At 51.9% G+C, this 15,593-nt stretch carries 12 protein-coding genes; 6 read left to right on the top strand and 6 right to left on the bottom strand.

All coding sequences use genetic code 11. The features are described 5' to 3' along the window. Nucleotides 1–242 precede the first annotated feature (242 nt). Nucleotides 243–2,558: an FdhF/YdeP family oxidoreductase gene (locus L4174_RS05935; RefSeq protein WP_248139509.1), complete on the top strand. Its 2,316-nt coding sequence runs from the start codon at nucleotides 243–245 to the stop codon at nucleotides 2,556–2,558. Between the two features lie 27 nt (nucleotides 2,559–2,585). Here the strand turns inward: L4174_RS05935 and L4174_RS05940 are convergent, their stop codons facing one another. Both L4174_RS05940 and L4174_RS05945 read right to left on the bottom strand, forming a co-directional pair. Further along, nucleotides 2,586–4,322 carry a DUF4105 domain-containing protein gene (locus L4174_RS05940; protein WP_248139510.1) on the bottom strand — a complete coding sequence of 579 codons (1,737 nt, stop codon included), beginning with the start codon at nucleotides 4,320–4,322 and terminating at the stop codon, nucleotides 2,586–2,588. A gap of 104 nt (nucleotides 4,323–4,426) precedes the next feature. Beyond that, complete coding sequence (locus L4174_RS05945; protein WP_248139512.1) at nucleotides 4,427–4,789, bottom strand: adenosine deaminase; 363 nt, start codon at nucleotides 4,787–4,789, stop codon at nucleotides 4,427–4,429. A 746-nt stretch (nucleotides 4,790–5,535) separates the two neighbouring features. Here L4174_RS05945 and L4174_RS05950 point away from each other — a divergent pair. Together L4174_RS05950 and L4174_RS05955 are read left to right on the top strand one after the other, a co-directional pair. Continuing rightward, nucleotides 5,536–6,066, top strand: coding sequence for a hypothetical protein (locus tag L4174_RS05950; protein WP_248139513.1), 531 nt, complete (start codon nucleotides 5,536–5,538; stop codon nucleotides 6,064–6,066). Between the two features lie 65 nt (nucleotides 6,067–6,131). Beyond that, nucleotides 6,132–6,551 carry a hypothetical protein gene (locus tag L4174_RS05955; protein ID WP_248139515.1) on the top strand — a complete coding sequence of 140 codons (420 nt, stop codon included), beginning with the start codon at nucleotides 6,132–6,134 and terminating at the stop codon, nucleotides 6,549–6,551. A 20-nt stretch (nucleotides 6,552–6,571) separates the two neighbouring features. On the opposite strand, the gene fdhD is transcribed toward L4174_RS05955, so the two are convergent. From fdhD to L4174_RS05975, 4 genes are all read right to left on the bottom strand, one after another. Further along, nucleotides 6,572–7,414 carry a formate dehydrogenase accessory sulfurtransferase FdhD gene (gene fdhD, locus L4174_RS05960; protein ID WP_248139516.1) on the bottom strand — a complete coding sequence of 281 codons (843 nt, stop codon included), beginning with the start codon at nucleotides 7,412–7,414 and terminating at the stop codon, nucleotides 6,572–6,574. Between the two features lie 108 nt (nucleotides 7,415–7,522). Beyond that, nucleotides 7,523–8,419: a LysR family transcriptional regulator gene (locus tag L4174_RS05965; RefSeq protein ID WP_248139518.1), complete on the bottom strand. Its 897-nt coding sequence runs from the start codon at nucleotides 8,417–8,419 to the stop codon at nucleotides 7,523–7,525. A 105-nt stretch (nucleotides 8,420–8,524) separates the two neighbouring features. Then, on the bottom strand, nucleotides 8,525–9,130 hold the full coding sequence (gene mobA / locus L4174_RS05970) for a molybdenum cofactor guanylyltransferase MobA (protein WP_248139520.1): 606 nt from the start codon (nucleotides 9,128–9,130) through the stop codon (nucleotides 8,525–8,527). 159 nt (nucleotides 9,131–9,289) lie between these two features. After that, nucleotides 9,290–10,189, bottom strand: a complete 900-nt coding sequence (locus tag L4174_RS05975) for a bestrophin family protein (RefSeq protein WP_248139521.1) — start codon at nucleotides 10,187–10,189, stop codon at nucleotides 9,290–9,292. A gap of 579 nt (nucleotides 10,190–10,768) precedes the next feature. Here L4174_RS05975 and L4174_RS05980 point away from each other — a divergent pair. The 3 genes from L4174_RS05980 to cydB all read left to right on the top strand — a co-directional run bounded on the left by L4174_RS05980 (nucleotide 10,769) and on the right by cydB (nucleotide 15,588). Beyond that, nucleotides 10,769–13,093, top strand: coding sequence for an FdhF/YdeP family oxidoreductase (locus L4174_RS05980; protein ID WP_248139523.1), 2,325 nt, complete (start codon nucleotides 10,769–10,771; stop codon nucleotides 13,091–13,093). 86 nt (nucleotides 13,094–13,179) lie between these two features. Beyond that, nucleotides 13,180–14,559, top strand: a complete 1,380-nt coding sequence (locus tag L4174_RS05985; RefSeq protein WP_248139525.1) for a cytochrome ubiquinol oxidase subunit I — start codon at nucleotides 13,180–13,182, stop codon at nucleotides 14,557–14,559. Between the two features lie 12 nt (nucleotides 14,560–14,571). Then, nucleotides 14,572–15,588, top strand: a complete 1,017-nt coding sequence (gene cydB, locus L4174_RS05990; protein ID WP_248139526.1) for a cytochrome d ubiquinol oxidase subunit II — start codon at nucleotides 14,572–14,574, stop codon at nucleotides 15,586–15,588. Nucleotides 15,589–15,593 lie beyond the last annotated feature (5 nt).

Genomic DNA, 15,593 nt, shown 5'->3' on the forward strand with positions numbered 1-15,593 from the left:
TTCGCCCTTATTTTATTCACCCTTTTTTATTTACCTATGCCGGACTCACCCATCTGGCCCAGCCGTGTATGCTTGATTTCTGCGTTAGAGTGTATGTCCGGCCGGGCGCACAGCCTTGACGTCAGACAGCACCGTACCTATACCCAATAAACATCTTCATCGTGAGGTTCGTCTTCTGGCGAGCCGGTTTCTTATTCACCCGTCGTTTTTTGAAGTATTCGCTGGCGGGTTAAGGAGAAGACATGGTCAAACAACGGAAAGTCCCGGGTGTGAAAAACTATAAAGCACCGGCTGGCGGATGGGGGGCACTGAAAGCCACGGCGATAGCTGTGAGACAGCAGATGGATACCGTGAAAGCGCCCATCACGCTGCTGCGCACGAATCAGCCGGATGGCTTTGACTGTCCGGGATGCGCATGGCCGGACAAGGAACACAAATCCACCTTTCAGTTTTGTGAAAACGGCGCCAAAGCCGTGACCTGGGAAGCCACCAACAAACGGGTCACCCCTGAGTATTTCGCCAGTCATACGGTGTCGACCTTACTGACCTACAGCGATTTTGAACTGGAAGATCTGGGACGGCTGACCCATCCGCTTGCTTATGATCCCTCGACGGATACGTATCAGCCGGTGGCATGGGAAACCGCTTTTGAACGCATCGGTGAGATTTTGCGCCAACTGTCGCCACAGCAAGTTGAGTTTTACACCTCTGGCCGGGCCTCGAATGAGGCAGCATATCTCTATCAGCTGTTTGCCCGGGAATACGGGACCAATAATTTCCCGGACTGTTCCAATATGTGCCATGAACCGACGAGTGTCGGTCTGCCGCGCTCTATCGGTATCGGGAAGGGCACGGTGTCACTGGCTGATTTCGATGATTGTGAGCTGATTATTGCCATCGGACATAATCCCGGGACCAATCACCCGAGAATGATGGGAACCCTGCATGAGGCTTCGCGCCGGGGGGTACCGATCATTGTTTTCAACCCGCTCAGAGAACGGGCGCTGGAGCGTTTTGCCGACCCCCAGAATATGGTGGAAATGGCAACGTACCGTTCAACGCGGATTGCATCGTCTTACTTTCAGGTGCGGGCCGGAGGCGATGCGGCTGCGCTGAAAGGTATCATGAAAGCCTTGCTGGAGATGGAAGCCGATTCTGGGGATGTGCTGGATAAAGACTTTATTCAGCAGCACACCAATGGGTTTGATGCGCTGGCTGAGGATCTGAAGACGACAGCATGGACAGAAATAGAAACGATCAGCGGACTTGCCCGTGACGATTTAGAAATGGTTGCAGCGACTTACGCCAAATCCAATGCGACCATTGTCAGTTACGGCATGGGAGTGACACAACATAATACGGGGACTGCCAATGTCCGGCTGATTTGTGATCTGCTGATGCTTCGGGGCAATTTTGGCAAACCGGGCGCTGGGATTTGCCCGCTGCGCGGACACTCCAATGTGCAGGGGAACCGGACGGTGGGGATTACGGAAAAGCCTTCTGCTGAATTCTTACAACGCCTTGAACACACCTTTGGATTTAAGCCGCCAACGGCACAGGGTCATGACGCAGTACAGGCCATGCAGGCTATCGTGGCGCAATCTTCGAAAGCTTTGATTTGTCTGGGAGGAAACCTGATCGTTGCCTTACCGGATCCGGCGCAATGTTTTCCCGCCATGGGCAACATGGAACTCTGTGTGTATATCGGGACCAAACTGAACCGGACCCACTTGCTGGTGGGGAAAGAAACTTTTCTGTTTCCCTGTCTGGGCCGGACTGAGCTGGATGAACAGGAAAGCGGCCCGCAGTCTGTCACGGTGGAAGATTCGATGTCGATGGTTCATGCATCTGCGGGCAAGCTGAAGCCAGCCTCGGAACAGCTTCGCTCTGAAATCGCGATTGTTGCGGGGATGGCTCAGGCAACGCTGCCGGACAGCAAAGTCCCGTGGCAGTCGCTGACTGCGGACTATAACCAGATCCGTGATCTCATTGAACAAACCGTGCCGGGGTTTGAGAACTTCAATGAACGAATCCGTCAACCGGGCGGTTTCAGGCTGCCATTGCCGCCGACCGAGCGCATCTGGAACACAGCGTCAGGCAAAGCAGAATTTTATGTCTTTGCGGGATTGCTGGAAGACAAACAGGTCAAAACAAGCGATGTCCTGCGGCTCATCACCATCCGAAGCCATGATCAGTACAACACTACAATTTACTCACTGGATGACCGGTACCGTGGGGTATTCGGCCGCCGCGATGTACTTTTCATGCACCCGGACGATCTGGCCAGTCGCGGGCTGTCACATGGCGATACCGTTGATCTTGAAACCATCACACAGGGTGAACCGATGGTTTATCAGGGGCTGACTGCCATCGAATATCAAATTGCTGTCGGATCGGTTGCTGCGTATTACCCGGAAGCCAACAGACTGGTGCCATTGGACTATATCGACGAAGAGTGCGGCACGCCGTCGTACAAGTCTGTGCCGGTCAGAGTGCGGAAAGCTGAGTCCTCATCATCGAGCACGTGCCAGCGGAGCGGAGGCAAAGCTGGCACGTGAATCCTTGTCATGGTCAGTATGCGATGGTCAGTAATACCGGCGGAACATGACATTGAACTGAGTTTCGTGCAGTTCCGCCATATCGGCATACTGGGCACCCAGATCGATAGCGGTGTCTTCAAGACCCAGATAAGTCAGGGTCGCCGAGGCCTTATGCTTAAAATTGCTGTCTGCGTACTGGTTCCAGACGGTATTGGCTGAAAGCGAGATTTTCACATCTTGCCTGAAATAGCTGAACAGACCGGTGTCTATGGCAAAGGCACCCCAGACTTTGTCTGAACTGGCCGAAAGCTCCGTATCAACCGTGGCATAGACCTGAACGGCGTTATTGACCGTATGGCTCAGGCCGAGACCGCCGGACACAAACAATCGCTTGTTATCCCGTTCGGCAAAGTCGGTTCCTCTGTCCCACTGTACGGAGAATTTGCCGGACCATCCGCCGAACAAGGGGTCATAAGGGATATAGCTGTTGATGGCGTATAAGGTGAAATTATCCAGACGGAGCGCATCCCGGCTGGCGCTGACGGAGATTTTCATCAGTTCCAGCGAGGATTCACTGAAAGCATTCCGGTTGTCATCTTTGAGCGTGTGTGATGCCGGTAACCAGATGGCCGTCAGTTCCGGATCATTCTGTTGATCCCAGCGGGTTCCGATTTGCCACTGAGCATCTTTTTGACGCTTGAGTGGGTTTTTAAAGTCACTCAGGTCAACGGCCAGGGATTCGAACTGGTCATCATAGCGGGCCAGCGCTCGGGCATTGTCGGTATAAGATGCCTCAGAAATTTCTTCGGTTTCCAGCAGATACTGATTCAGCGCGCTGGAGAATTCCCAGGTCAGAAATTGCTGCTCGACCGGGCTGTCTTCGTCGATGGCGTTTTTTTCCAGCGCACCGGCGCTTAATTGTTTCACGAGCGATTGCTTTACCGCATCGGTCTGAGAGGCACCATAGGCGCGCAGCCGCCAGTTCAGGGAAGGGGTAATGCTGGCTTGTTCGATCATCTGGCTCTGGTTCGCGAGCTGAATTAAATCCAGCGGGCTCAGCCAGTCCCGGCGATGTGCCATCAAATCAGGATTGCTGATAGCAATCAGATTCAGCGTGATCGACGCACAATTCTGGTCGTGGAAGTAGTAATCAATTTTGGTGTCTTTCAGTTCCCACAAGTGCAGCTTAATGAGTTGTTTGTCTTTTTCAGACAGATTGAGCTGGTACTCGTAGACATTCCTGCCTTCAATGCCTTTATAGTGCTCCAGACTTTCCCGGTAAGGGGAGACCATGAAATAACCTTCTTTTCCGACGACAAGGGAATCGAACATGATCTTGGGCAGATTAAATCCGGCAACTTCCGTAAAGAAAGAGACGGCATGGCCCGGGTCCTGCGTGTTCTCGCTAAGCTTGATAAAAGCGTGCCCCATAAAGCTGCTCGGACTCAGCAGGTTTTCTGAAGCGTAGACCAGGCTGATTGAATTTGCGGAAACGGCATCAAGATAGGTTTGTAATTCACCACATGGAGAAAAATCCGGCTGTGGGATATACGAGTAACTGTCGGCCAGCAACTGCGCCCGTGCCGGAAAACGGCAAATATAATCTTGTGCGTGTTCCGGCTGTGTCAGCTGAGCGATATTTGCATCGATCTCGGCCTCAATATCCGTCGGGTTGGATGAGAAATAAAACCCGGGATCCTGAATATTCAGTTGCTCGTCACTGACATGCAGGAGCGTGGCAAAAGTTGAGGAGGTGTTCTGAACCTCATGTGACTTTGACACATGTGACGGTGTTTTTGCCATCACAGGCAAACTCAGAGGAATACAAAAAAAAGAAGCCCAAAGGCTTCTTATCATTGAAGACTGAAACAACTGCATTGAACAGATTATTGGCAGTTGATTTGCAGCGTATCCTGGTAACGCCACATTTTTTCAGAAGCGAAGTCTGTGGTTGAACCGAATGCACCGCCAGACAGAATGTTTACGAAGAATGTTGGCTCAACTTCTTTGTTCAGTGCCACTTGCTGCTTACAACCTTCAGAAGTCACGAGCAGTGTTTTGTCTTTGTTTTCTTTCTTCACAGTGATGATGCCTGGTGCAGTTTGCTCAATGCCATCAACTTCAACAGTGAATTTCTTATCAGAAGAAGAAACAACGTTAATGCGCTGGTTTTCATCAGTCAGAATGGTAGAACAACCTACAGCAGAAATCGCTGCACCAGCAACAATCAGAGTTTTAATTACGTTCATGATACATCCAAATAGTATATAGCTAAGATAAGCGCGGTGATTATACTATCAAATTTATAATTGACAATATCCTGACAAATCCGATCTCATCCACGTTAAATGAATGTACCTGATTTTTTAATTGTATTAACTTTGTTTATCTGAAAAATACAATGTTCGAATGTAAAGTTCATTCTATATTGATTCAAAATTTTGCATGTATCTCATGGCTGAATACATCAAGCTGATCCGACAGGTTCATTATCGTTTCAGCGTATTTTCCCTAGTCAATGTTATCATCGCTTTAGGGATTCCTTATTCTCAGAGAGAATCGTGAAGCATCGTGCAAGGAACATATACAGCGGCAATGCATCGCTGCATGAGGCCTGACCAGGAGAAGGGACTGGATATGTCTGTTTTGATACCGGAGCAGACAATCCAGAGGTGGCCTGACGGCCAGAATGGTCTCAGTAACCTTCACAAGTTGCTGAGAAAAATCAGGGTTTTCATCATAAGCAGTTTCAGGAAGAGGCCTGGTGGCTTGGAAATCAAGTGTCTGAAATCCCGGTTCAGCCACGTATAAACTGGATTTCATCTATAGTTAATTTGGCACTGTATCTGGCGAGAAGATCAGGTCAGGACGGCTTGGGTTGAGTACGGTTTCATGTTCAATGGCGGCAGGTCGCACTCTATAGTGATAATGTATTGTTGGTTGGCGAAAAAAATGGCATTTTCGTCAGTGACTGTTTCAGGGAATAAAAAAGAAAATGAAAAAATTAGCGTTATTGATCATTCTAGGGTTTTCAGCAACCAGCGCTCATGCTGAAGTGAAAGAAACGATTACTGACATGACAAGAGGGATTGTCAAGTTCACGAAAGAAATCTCAAGTGGTTTGACTGAAGGTTTCAAAGAAGGCAGAAGTTCCACGGAAAGTGCGGATGGTTCGGTTGTCGCGACCAATGAGAAAGAAACCCTTGAATATATTGAAATCGATCTTGTGAGTGTAATGACGGAAAAAGATTCGAATTTGACTGTTGTGGAACTGAGCTTCAAAAATAAACACAACAAACCCGTCAAAATCACTGGACTCAGCGCAGAAGGTGCGCTGCTGACGATTGATAAAGATGGTTTCTCTCACGCGCTGGCAAGCTGGCAGCAGATTGAGTTCACGGTGCCAAACGAAGCTGCGAAAAAATATTCGTTCACCTTCTCCGGCGATCCTTCACAAGTCAAGCAAGTGAGAGTCTGGCATAAAACCTACGACGTGGGTTCAAAGCGGAAAGATATCGGCGCGTAACCTCAAAAGCTCCTCTCAGTTGTCAGCAAGCGGCGCACATTGGTGCGCGCTTGCCTGATTAGTATATGAACAGACAAACTTTGAGCGTCATCCTTGGTCAGCATCAGGGTAGCATTGAGTTTCAGTGCGAGCGTACTCTTGTCTGGGTTGATACATCAGTACTGGGAACAGAAAGAAGTCTTGAGATAGTGAATCAAGACTTGAATGACGTTTGGGAATCAATGTCGCTTGTTTTGTCTTTCGCAGAGGAAAAGATGCGTGAGCTGGATGCTAAGCTTTGGGCGAAACTGGATGATCTATCAATGAGCTCAGAAGCATTAGAAGTTTGGGGTGTTTGGTATTATCCGCACACCCGCGTAGCGCATTATGATGTCAATTACAGTCTCACGGCAGTTGATTTCGATTTACCTGAGGAGCGTGTGATTGTTCTTCGTAAAACAGACGGCACACTCAATTTCGCTGAAAATACGATATCACTAACTTAAAAGCGCAATGCCTTTACAACTTATGCTTTCTTCCCGCTATACAACCTCGGCGCACTCCGGTGCGGTAAATGGATGAGATTCAGGTTGTTGTGCCGCGCCCAGCGGACGGTCATTGCCGTAGGGGCGGAGAGGCTGACGAGTGTGCCGATTTTGGCACGGACGGCCTTCTGGATAAGCTCCAGGCTGCACCGGCTGGTGATCACGGCGAAGCCGGATTTCGGGTTGATGCGGGCAGCAGCCATCGCACCAATCAGTTTGTCCAGCGCGTTATGACGGCCGATGTCTTCCCGGCAGAGCTGAATGTTGCCTGTGGCATCGACATATAACGCGGCGTGCAGCGCGCCACTGCTGCGGGCGACTTCCTGCACTTCACTGATCCGCGACCGCAGATTGTGCAGCAGGCTGGCTTTGGGGGGCGGCACCGGTGTGAGCGGTGTTAAAGGCGGCAGTGCCTGTTCAATCGCTTCCACACCACATATCCCGCAACCACTGGTACCTGCCAGCTGACGACGGTGATTTTTCAGCGACCAGAAAGCCCGGTTGGAAATCTCAACTTCCGCATGATGCGAATCGCACCCGGCAGTCAGGGTAATGTCGTAAATTTCTCCGACTGAGCTGACAATGTCGTTGCTCAGGCTGAATCCTTTGACGAAATCTTCAATGTTTCCTGGGGTGACCATCATTACGGCCTGACTGATGCCGTTATAGCTGATCGACAACGCCGTTTCGCTGGCTAAGACGGCATGGTCTGTAATGGTTGCCTGATCATCATCGAGCAGCTCAATATAAGTAAATGTGTCAGGTGAAGGCGGGGCCGCATTCACATCTGAAATGTCATACGCTTTTTTTTCAGGGTCATTCATGATGCTGCCTGTTACCGGAAAATCATGGGCTGGAATCGGATACAGACAGGCTACGCAACTGCCTGTCTGTTGTCCAATGGCTTGTTTTGATGGCCTGATAAGGCGGGTCTATGGCGTTTTACTAGCTTGAAAAATCCCTTTCGCTTCAGCAAAACATTTGTCGGCTAGTGCGGACCGGGGCTCGCTGCGGCGCATGACCAGTCCGAGCGGCGAATGAATGACGGCATCGGTGATGGGCACGATGTTCAGGTGTTCATTCATCGCCTCAATCCCGCTTCTCAGGGGCATGATGGCACAGCAAATTCCCGCGTTCACCGCCTGAATCAGCTGAAAGGTCGAATCACTTTCCAGAATGGTGTGCGGGTCGATGTCGTGACTGCGGAAGCTGAGATCAATGGACTGGCGGTAGTGCATCCCTTTGGTCAGCAGCCCCAGCGGTTGCCGGCCAACGGCTTCCCAGCTGAGATCAGCATCGTCGAACTGAAAGTGACGGACGTCATGCAGCAGGCCCATGCTGGTAGCGGTAAGCCGGATGACATCGAAAAACTGGGTATCGACCTGATCGAGATAGCAAAAGCCCAGATCGAGCTGGTTGCGGTTGAGATGATCGATGATCTGTTCTGAGGTTAATGAACTGAGCTGGAAATGCAGCTCGGGATAACGTTTGGACAAGGGCTTCAGCAGTTGCATGGGATTGAGGCTTGCCAGCGGAACCATCCCAAGACGCAGACTGCCGACCAGCTGGCCGCGGCAACTGGCCGCTTCGGCCTGTAAGCCGTCATGCGCGGCTAACAGGGTTCGAGCCCAGGCCAGGATGCGTTCGCCTTCTTCGGTAAACCCTTCGAATCGCTGTCCGCGGGTGATCAGAACCAGATCCAGCTCGTCCTCCAGATTGCGGATCCGCATCGAGAGGGTGGGCTGAGTAATGTGGCAGAGGGCCGCCGCCTGACCGAAATGCCGGGTTTGATCCAGCGCGATCAGGTACTTCAGTTGTTTGATATCCATGTTTTACCCTGAGGGTCTGTTTTTATTTGGGAAAATGCATTGACCCCGGCATCTCTGAAGATGCAGCAGCATTGGCTGGAGCTTCAGAACGTTCGGGGATATGTACTAATCATGGTGCAAATTGAGTAATTGTTGCGGAGTATTGACGTTCTGAAGCCGTGGATCGTTCTCATCACAATCGATGGCAATCACATCATGCTGTTTCAGAATCGTCATCAGGCTGCGTTCACCTGACTGCCAGGCCGCTTTCAGCTCAGGCAGTAAAGCCTTTGGGATCAAGCTGAACATGGGCTGCCACTGCCGGCCCTGACGGACCATCGCCGGACGAGGCGTTTGTGCAGATGCTGCGGCCAGCATCTGATCAATCAGGGTTTGGTTCAGCAGGGGCGCATCGCAGGGAAACAACAGCAGCCAGTCATATCTGGCTTCCGTCAGCCCCTTCAGGATGCCGGCCAGCGGGCCGGGAAATCCGGCGACGTCGTCAGAAAGTGTCCGGTCGCAGTAAGCCGCGTAGGTTTGCGCGTTCCGGTTGCAGGAAATCAGCAGGTCATCTGTCAGCGGCCTGACAACGTCATGCAGACTGGCAATCAGCGGTCGGCCACGAAACGGAACCAGCCCTTTGTCTTGTCCTCCCATACGCGAGCCTTGCCCGCCAGCGAGCAGGAGTACAGAAAAGGAAACTGGATTCTGGTTCATTTTGTTTACAGCCATTTCAACTATCCTGCTCAAAAATATAACGTTTATGCTTCATAGTCCAATAAACGCAATTGATGAATTGATAGATAAGATTTATCACAGCAGTGGTCGTGTGCTGATTGATCTGGATCGTCTGTCGCTGCATATGCGGGCTGTAGGTCCATCTGCAGCGGCTCAGTTCAGCACATACTCCACGGGCTCTAAGGGCGCTGGCAAATCAGGGTGCCCCAGCGCATCCAGCAGGTCACGTTCAATGGTGCGGACAAGGGCATCGGTCGGCAGGTCATTTTCATCCCGGCCAAAGGGGTCTTCCAGCTCGTCACCGATGGCATCCAGTCCGAAGAAGGTATAACTGACGATTGTCGTGAATACCGGCGCCAACCAGCCCAGAGGCTCGGCCATCGCGAAGGGCAGCAGGAGACAGAAGATATAAATAGTCCGGTGCAGCAACAGGGTATAGGGAAACGGCAGGGGTGTGCCCTTGATCCGCTCGCAGGTTGCCTGTGCTTCCGACAGTCCGTGCAGGCATTTCTCCAGCGTGATGTAACGCCAGTCACTGATGGCATTGCATGCTGCCAGTTCAGAACATTGACGGCTGATGTTTCTCAAAATGCCGTCACTGATGTTCTGGCCGTAGGTCCCGGGGATGTTTGACACCCAAGGGCCTGCGGCATGCAGTTCATTTTCACCGCGCAGGCGGGCATTCAGGGCATGGGCAAATCCGCACAGTTCTCTGAGCATGGCTTCGCGTCTGGCCGGATCGGGGATGGCAATGCTGGCTCTGGCAAAAGAACGCATTTCAATCATCACTTTGCCCCAGGCCTGACGGCCTTCCCACCAGCGGCCATAACAGGCGTTATTCCGGAAACTCATAAAGATGGACAGGGAAATCCCGAGCAACGTAAAGGGCGTTGCATTCACGCGGGAAAATAGCGCCGGATAAAGCACCTCGATGAAGACAATCATTGATGCCAGCGCCGTGACCATCAGGCTGCGGAGCGCAATGCGTTTGGCAATGGATCCTTTTAATGAAAAAAGGATATCCGATAATTTCGGTTTGGGATGGACGATCATGGGATACCTGAACTCTTTTGGGAAAGCCTGTTTTGAATCAGTTTCTGTTTGCACAGAAATTATGTTTTATATTATTTATGGTTGATGGTTCGGCAGCGTTTTGTGATGAGTTATATTTCAGCTGGCTGTTGATTAAAGCGTATTCAGCCCGTTTTTAATGGTCAAATAGATTGTTTTGATTGGATGATAAATACGATTGATGAAGATGATTTATCGCAGGGGATATTCATTTGTTGCGGGGAATAAAAAATCAGGTGGATTTATTTTCTGCTTGCGTGATGTTTGCTTTTATATATCTTAATGGGCTGAGATGAAAGCACTTTCTGATATTTTACCGCCCTGATAGATACAATTTATTACCTCTTCAATAATATCAATTAGACGCCACGCTTAAACCGCCATAATCTTTGATTCAGATCATTTTAAATGCAGACCTTATTCCTGGTCCCGCATGAAATTCATCTGCAAAAAATGAAACGGATGTCAGTTTGAATCAGAGAACGCTGAATTTCTGATCATGCGCCGTGACTTTCATGAACGCATTCGCAACCGCTGACACCTAATCTGAGGCTTACTTTTATGAACCACAAAGAAAATATCAGAGATTACAACGGCCCGGCTGCAGGCTGGGGAGCGTTGAAAAGTGTCACCAAAAGCTGGCTGGGCAGTGAGAATGCGTTTCGAAATCTCAGGGCAATGCTGAAAACAAACCAGAATGGCGGCTTTGACTGTCCGGGATGCGCCTGGGGAGAATCGCCGGAAGACGGGTTAGTGAAGTTCTGTGAAAACGGCGCCAAAGCGGTGAACTGGGAAGCAAGCGGGCGTCTGGTTGATCCGAATTTCTTTGCGCAATACAGCGTCTCTGAGCTGCTGAAACAAAGTGACTACTGGCTGGAATATCAGGGGCGGCTGTCTCACCCGATGCGTTACAACGCGGAAAGCGATCATTATGAGCCCATCAGTTGGCAAGATGCTTTCGCACTGATTGCGAGACACCTGAACAACCTTGAATCGCCGGATCAGGCGGAGTTCTACACCTCAGGCCGTGCCAGCAACGAAGCCGCTTATCTGTATCAGCTGTTTGTCCGTGCCTTCGGCACCAATAACTTTCCGGATTGCTCGAACATGTGCCATGAGGCCAGCGGGATTGGGATGTCCGAGACCATTGGGGTCGGCAAAGGCACGGTGGTGTTTAAAGATCTGGAGCTGGCTGATGCCATCTTCGTGATCGGCCAGAACCCGGGCACTAATCACCCGCGGATGCTGGAGCCATTGCGGGAAGCGGTGAAACGCGGCGCGCAGGTGGTCTGTTTTAACCCGCTGAAAGAGCGTGGTCTGGAACGTTTTCAGCACCCGCAGCACCCGTTTGAAATGCTGAGCAATGGCTCGGAACCCACCAACACCGCTTATTTCCGCCCGGCACTCGGCGGCGACATGGCTGCGATGCGCGGCATGGCGAAGTTTTTACTGAATTGGGAGCGTGAGGCGCAGGAAAAAGGTGAACCGGCCGTGTTCGACCATGACTTCATTGAACGTCACACCACAGGACTGGATCAGTATCTGGCCGAAGTCGATGCCACCAGCTGGGATCACATTGTTGAGCAATCGGGTCTGACGCTAGCGGAAATTGAAATGGCAGCGCGCATGTACCGCCGTGCCGAAAGGGTCGTGATGTGCTGGGCGATGGGTCTGACGCAACACCGCCACTCGGTGCCGACCATTCAGGAGGTCGTCAATCTGCAACTGCTGCGCGGTAATGTCGGGAAACCGGGGGCAGGACTGTCACCGGTGCGCGGGCACAGTAATGTGCAGGGTGACCGTACGATGGGGATTGATGAACAGCCGCCGGAATCCCTGCTGAATGCACTGGAAGACCGGTTCAGATTCCGGGCACCCCGGATGCACGGTCATAACGCGGTTCTGGCCATTCAGGCGATGGAAGAAAAGCGTGCCAAAGTCTTTGTCGGTCTGGGCGGTAACTTTGCACAGGCAACTCCGGATACGCCGCGCACCCATGCAGCGCTGCGCAACTGTGACCTGACCGTGCAAATCTCAACCAAGCTCAACCGGGGTCATCTGGTGACCGGGCGGGAAGCGCTGATCCTGCCGTGTCTGGGCCGGACTGAAGTGGATCTGCAGGCAGAAGGCCCGCAGGGGGTTACCGTGGAAGACACGTTCAGTATGGTTCATATCTCCTATGGTCAGCTGAAACCCCGTTCACCTCAGCTGCGTTCTGAGCCGGCCATTATTGCAGGGATGGCGAAAGCGACGTTGGGCGATCATCCGGTGAACTGGGACTGGGTCGTGGCGGATTACAGCCGGATTCGGGACCTGATTGCCGATACGATTCCGGGTTTTGAGAACTTCAACGAAAAGCTGAAACATCCGGGCGGTTTTCATCTGGGGAATGCGGCCGCACAGCGGCAATGGCATACCCCGAGCGGAAAGGCGCAGTTCACACCTTGTGAACTGCCCGGACAGCTGGTGAATGAAACGGTGCTGGCGCGTGGCGAAAAGCCGGATCTGATCCTGCAAACCATGCGCTCGCATGACCAGTACAACACTACCCTCTATGGTCTGGATGACCGTTACCGTGGCGTCTTCGGCATCCGGGAGGTGGTGTTTGCCAATGAAGCGGATATCCGTCGCCTCGGGTTCGAACCGGGCGAAAAAGTGGATCTGGTCTCTTTGTGGGAAGACGGAAAAGAGCGTCGGGTCTCCGGATTTATGCTGGTCGCCTACGACATTCCGTCCGGTCAGGCAGCCTCTTATTACCCGGAAACCAACCCGCTGGTGCCGCTGGAAAGCTACGGTGACCGGACCTACACCCCGACATCGAAATTTGTGGCGATCCGACTGGAAAAAGCACAGGCAGACAACCGGATTCCGTCGTCTGCGGTATGAATCAATTGTGATTCGCTGAACGTTTCAAACGGCAGCCGGCAGCGGCTGACCTGATCAGATAAGTTGTTATCGAAAAGGATAGTTGTATGTTTCATCTGGAAGCATTAGATCTCGCGCGGATTCAGTTCGCGTTTACGGTCTCTTTTCATATTATCTTTCCTGCCATCACCATCGGCTTAGCCAGCTACCTGGCTGTGCTGGAATGGCGCTGGCTGAAAACCGGAAATCAGGTTTACAAAAATCTGTATTACTTCTGGTCGAAAATCTTTGCCGTCAATTTTGGCATGGGCGTGGTATCCGGGCTCGTGATGTCTTACGAGTTTGGCACCAACTGGGCGCGTTTTTCCGATTTCGCGGGCAGCGTGACCGGACCGTTATTAACCTATGAGGTACTGACGGCTTTCTTCCTTGAGGCTGGTTTCCTGGGCGTGATGCTGTTTGGCTGGGAACGTGTCAGCCGCAGGATGCACTTTTTCGCAACCGTGATGGTGGCGATCGGGACGCTGATCTCGACCTTCTGGATTCTGTCTTCGAACAGCTGGATGCAGACGCCGCAGGGTATTGAAATTGTGGACGGCCGCATTGTGCCGCTCGACTGGTTCAAAATCGTGTTTAACCCGTCTTTCCCGTACCGTCTGGTGCACATGGCGCTGGCTGCTTTCCTGTCGACTGCCTTTTTCGTGGCGGCATCCGCAGCATGGCACTTACTGCGCGGACGCAATACCGCTGAAATCCGGAAAATGCTGTCGATGGCGATGTGGATGATTCTGCTGGTTGCGCCGATTCAGGCTTTTGTCGGCGATGCCCATGGGCTGAATACGCTGGAACACCAGCCCGCTAAAATCGCTGCCATTGAAGGTCACTGGGACAACAAACCGGGTGAGGCCACCCCGCTGATTCTGTTTGGGATTCCGGATATGGATGCGGAGAAGACCCGCTACAGCCTGGAAATTCCTTATTTAGGCAGCCTGATTCTGACCCACAGTCTGGACAAGCAGATTCCGGCACTGAAAAGCTTTCCGAAAGAAGACCGTCCGAATTCAACCCTTGTGTTCTGGAGCTTTCGCATCATGGCGGGTCTGGGCATGCTGATGCTGCTTTCCAGCCTGGTGGCCCTGGTGCTGCGTCGCAAAGGAACACTGTATCAGAATAAAACCTTCCTGCGTTTCATGCTGATGATGGGCCCGTCGGGGCTGATTGCGCTGCTGGCTGGGTGGTTCACAACCGAAGTCGGCCGTCAGCCCTGGGTCGTTTACGGCATGATGCGGACGCATGACGCGGTCTCGAATCATGACGTGGTCCAGATGACCATCTCGCTGGCTGTGTTTGTGGTGGTGTACTTTTCAGTGTTCACCGTCGGGATTGGCTACATGATGCGGCTCGTCAACAAAGGCCCGAAAGGCTTATACGGACTTCAGCCACAAGAAGGGCTGCCATCGCTGAAACCTCAGTCGGTCACGGAATAAGGAAGTGGAATCATGAATATACAAGGTATCGATCTGTCGATTATCTGGAGCGTTCTCATTGCCTTCGGCATCATGATGTACGTGATTCTGGATGGTTTCGATTTAGGACTGGGCATCCTGTTTCCGTTTATTTCCGATTCGGAAGAGCGGGATGTCATGATGAATACCGTCGCACCGGTTTGGGACGGGAATGAAACCTGGATTGTTTTTGGTGCGGCGGCAATGTTCGGGGCATTTCCGCTCGCGTATTCACTCATTTTTGAGGCGCTCTATCTGCCGCTGATTTTTGTGCTGGCCGGGCTGATCCTCCGCGGCGTTGCCTTTGAATTTCGCTTTAAAGCGGAACCAGAGAAGCGTCATATCTGGGATAAAGCTTTTATTGCCGGGTCTGTGCTGGCGACCTTTTTCCAGGGCGTGGCACTGGGCACGTATGTCTCAGGGATTCCGGTGGTGGACCGCCAGTTCGCGGGTGGCGCATTTGACTGGTTCGCACCGTTCCCGCTCTTCTGTGGTGTGGGGCTGGTCCTGACCTACGCGTTGCTGGGCAGCACCTGGCTGCTGATTAAAACGGAAGGGATGCTGGAAGCGCGGATGCGTCATTACAGTCGTCCGCTGGCTTATCTGCTGGCATGGGTGATCGTACTCACTTGCGGATGGACGGCATTCATTCATAAAGATATCGCACACCGCTGGTTCCATGGTTCACACTGGCTGCTGACCGGCGCCATCGCCGTGCTGGCCGTGATCGCCTTGTATGCACTGCAAAAGAGCCTGCGAGAACGTCACTCTCATAAGCCGTTTATCTCGACACTGGGATTGGTCTTTCTGGGGTATGCGGGTCTGGTGCTGAGTGTTTGGCCTAATATTGTGCCGCCGTCGATTGATTTCTGGGAAGCGGCATCGCCAACGACCAGTCAGTTGTTTGCATTAATAGGCACCTTACTGATTTTACCGGTGATCCTGATGTACACCTTGTGGGGATATCATGTCTTTCGGGGTAAGGTGAAACCGGGGGATGCATATCACTGATTCCA

Source organism: Photobacterium sp. CCB-ST2H9 (genome assembly GCF_023151555.2).
In the GTDB taxonomy this organism is placed as follows: Bacteria; Pseudomonadota; Gammaproteobacteria; order Enterobacterales; family Vibrionaceae; genus Photobacterium.

Coding starts and splice junctions, on each gene's coding strand:
- cydB (WP_248139526.1), top strand. CDS start 14,572: ATGAATATACAAGGTATCGATCTGTCGATTATCTGGAGCGTTCTCATT.
- L4174_RS05935 (WP_248139509.1), top strand. CDS start 243: ATGGTCAAACAACGGAAAGTCCCGGGTGTGAAAAACTATAAAGCACCG.
- fdhD (WP_248139516.1), bottom strand. CDS start 7,414: ATGAATGACCCTGAAAAAAAAGCGTATGACATTTCAGATGTGAATGCG.
- L4174_RS05965 (WP_248139518.1), bottom strand. CDS start 8,419: ATGGATATCAAACAACTGAAGTACCTGATCGCGCTGGATCAAACCCGG.
- mobA (WP_248139520.1), bottom strand. CDS start 9,130: ATGGCTGTAAACAAAATGAACCAGAATCCAGTTTCCTTTTCTGTACTC.
- L4174_RS05945 (WP_248139512.1), bottom strand. CDS start 4,789: ATGAACGTAATTAAAACTCTGATTGTTGCTGGTGCAGCGATTTCTGCT.
- L4174_RS05955 (WP_248139515.1), top strand. CDS start 6,132: ATGAACAGACAAACTTTGAGCGTCATCCTTGGTCAGCATCAGGGTAGC.
- L4174_RS05985 (WP_248139525.1), top strand. CDS start 13,180: ATGTTTCATCTGGAAGCATTAGATCTCGCGCGGATTCAGTTCGCGTTT.
- L4174_RS05975 (WP_248139521.1), bottom strand. CDS start 10,189: ATGATCGTCCATCCCAAACCGAAATTATCGGATATCCTTTTTTCATTA.
- L4174_RS05950 (WP_248139513.1), top strand. CDS start 5,536: ATGAAAAAATTAGCGTTATTGATCATTCTAGGGTTTTCAGCAACCAGC.
- L4174_RS05980 (WP_248139523.1), top strand. CDS start 10,769: ATGAACCACAAAGAAAATATCAGAGATTACAACGGCCCGGCTGCAGGC.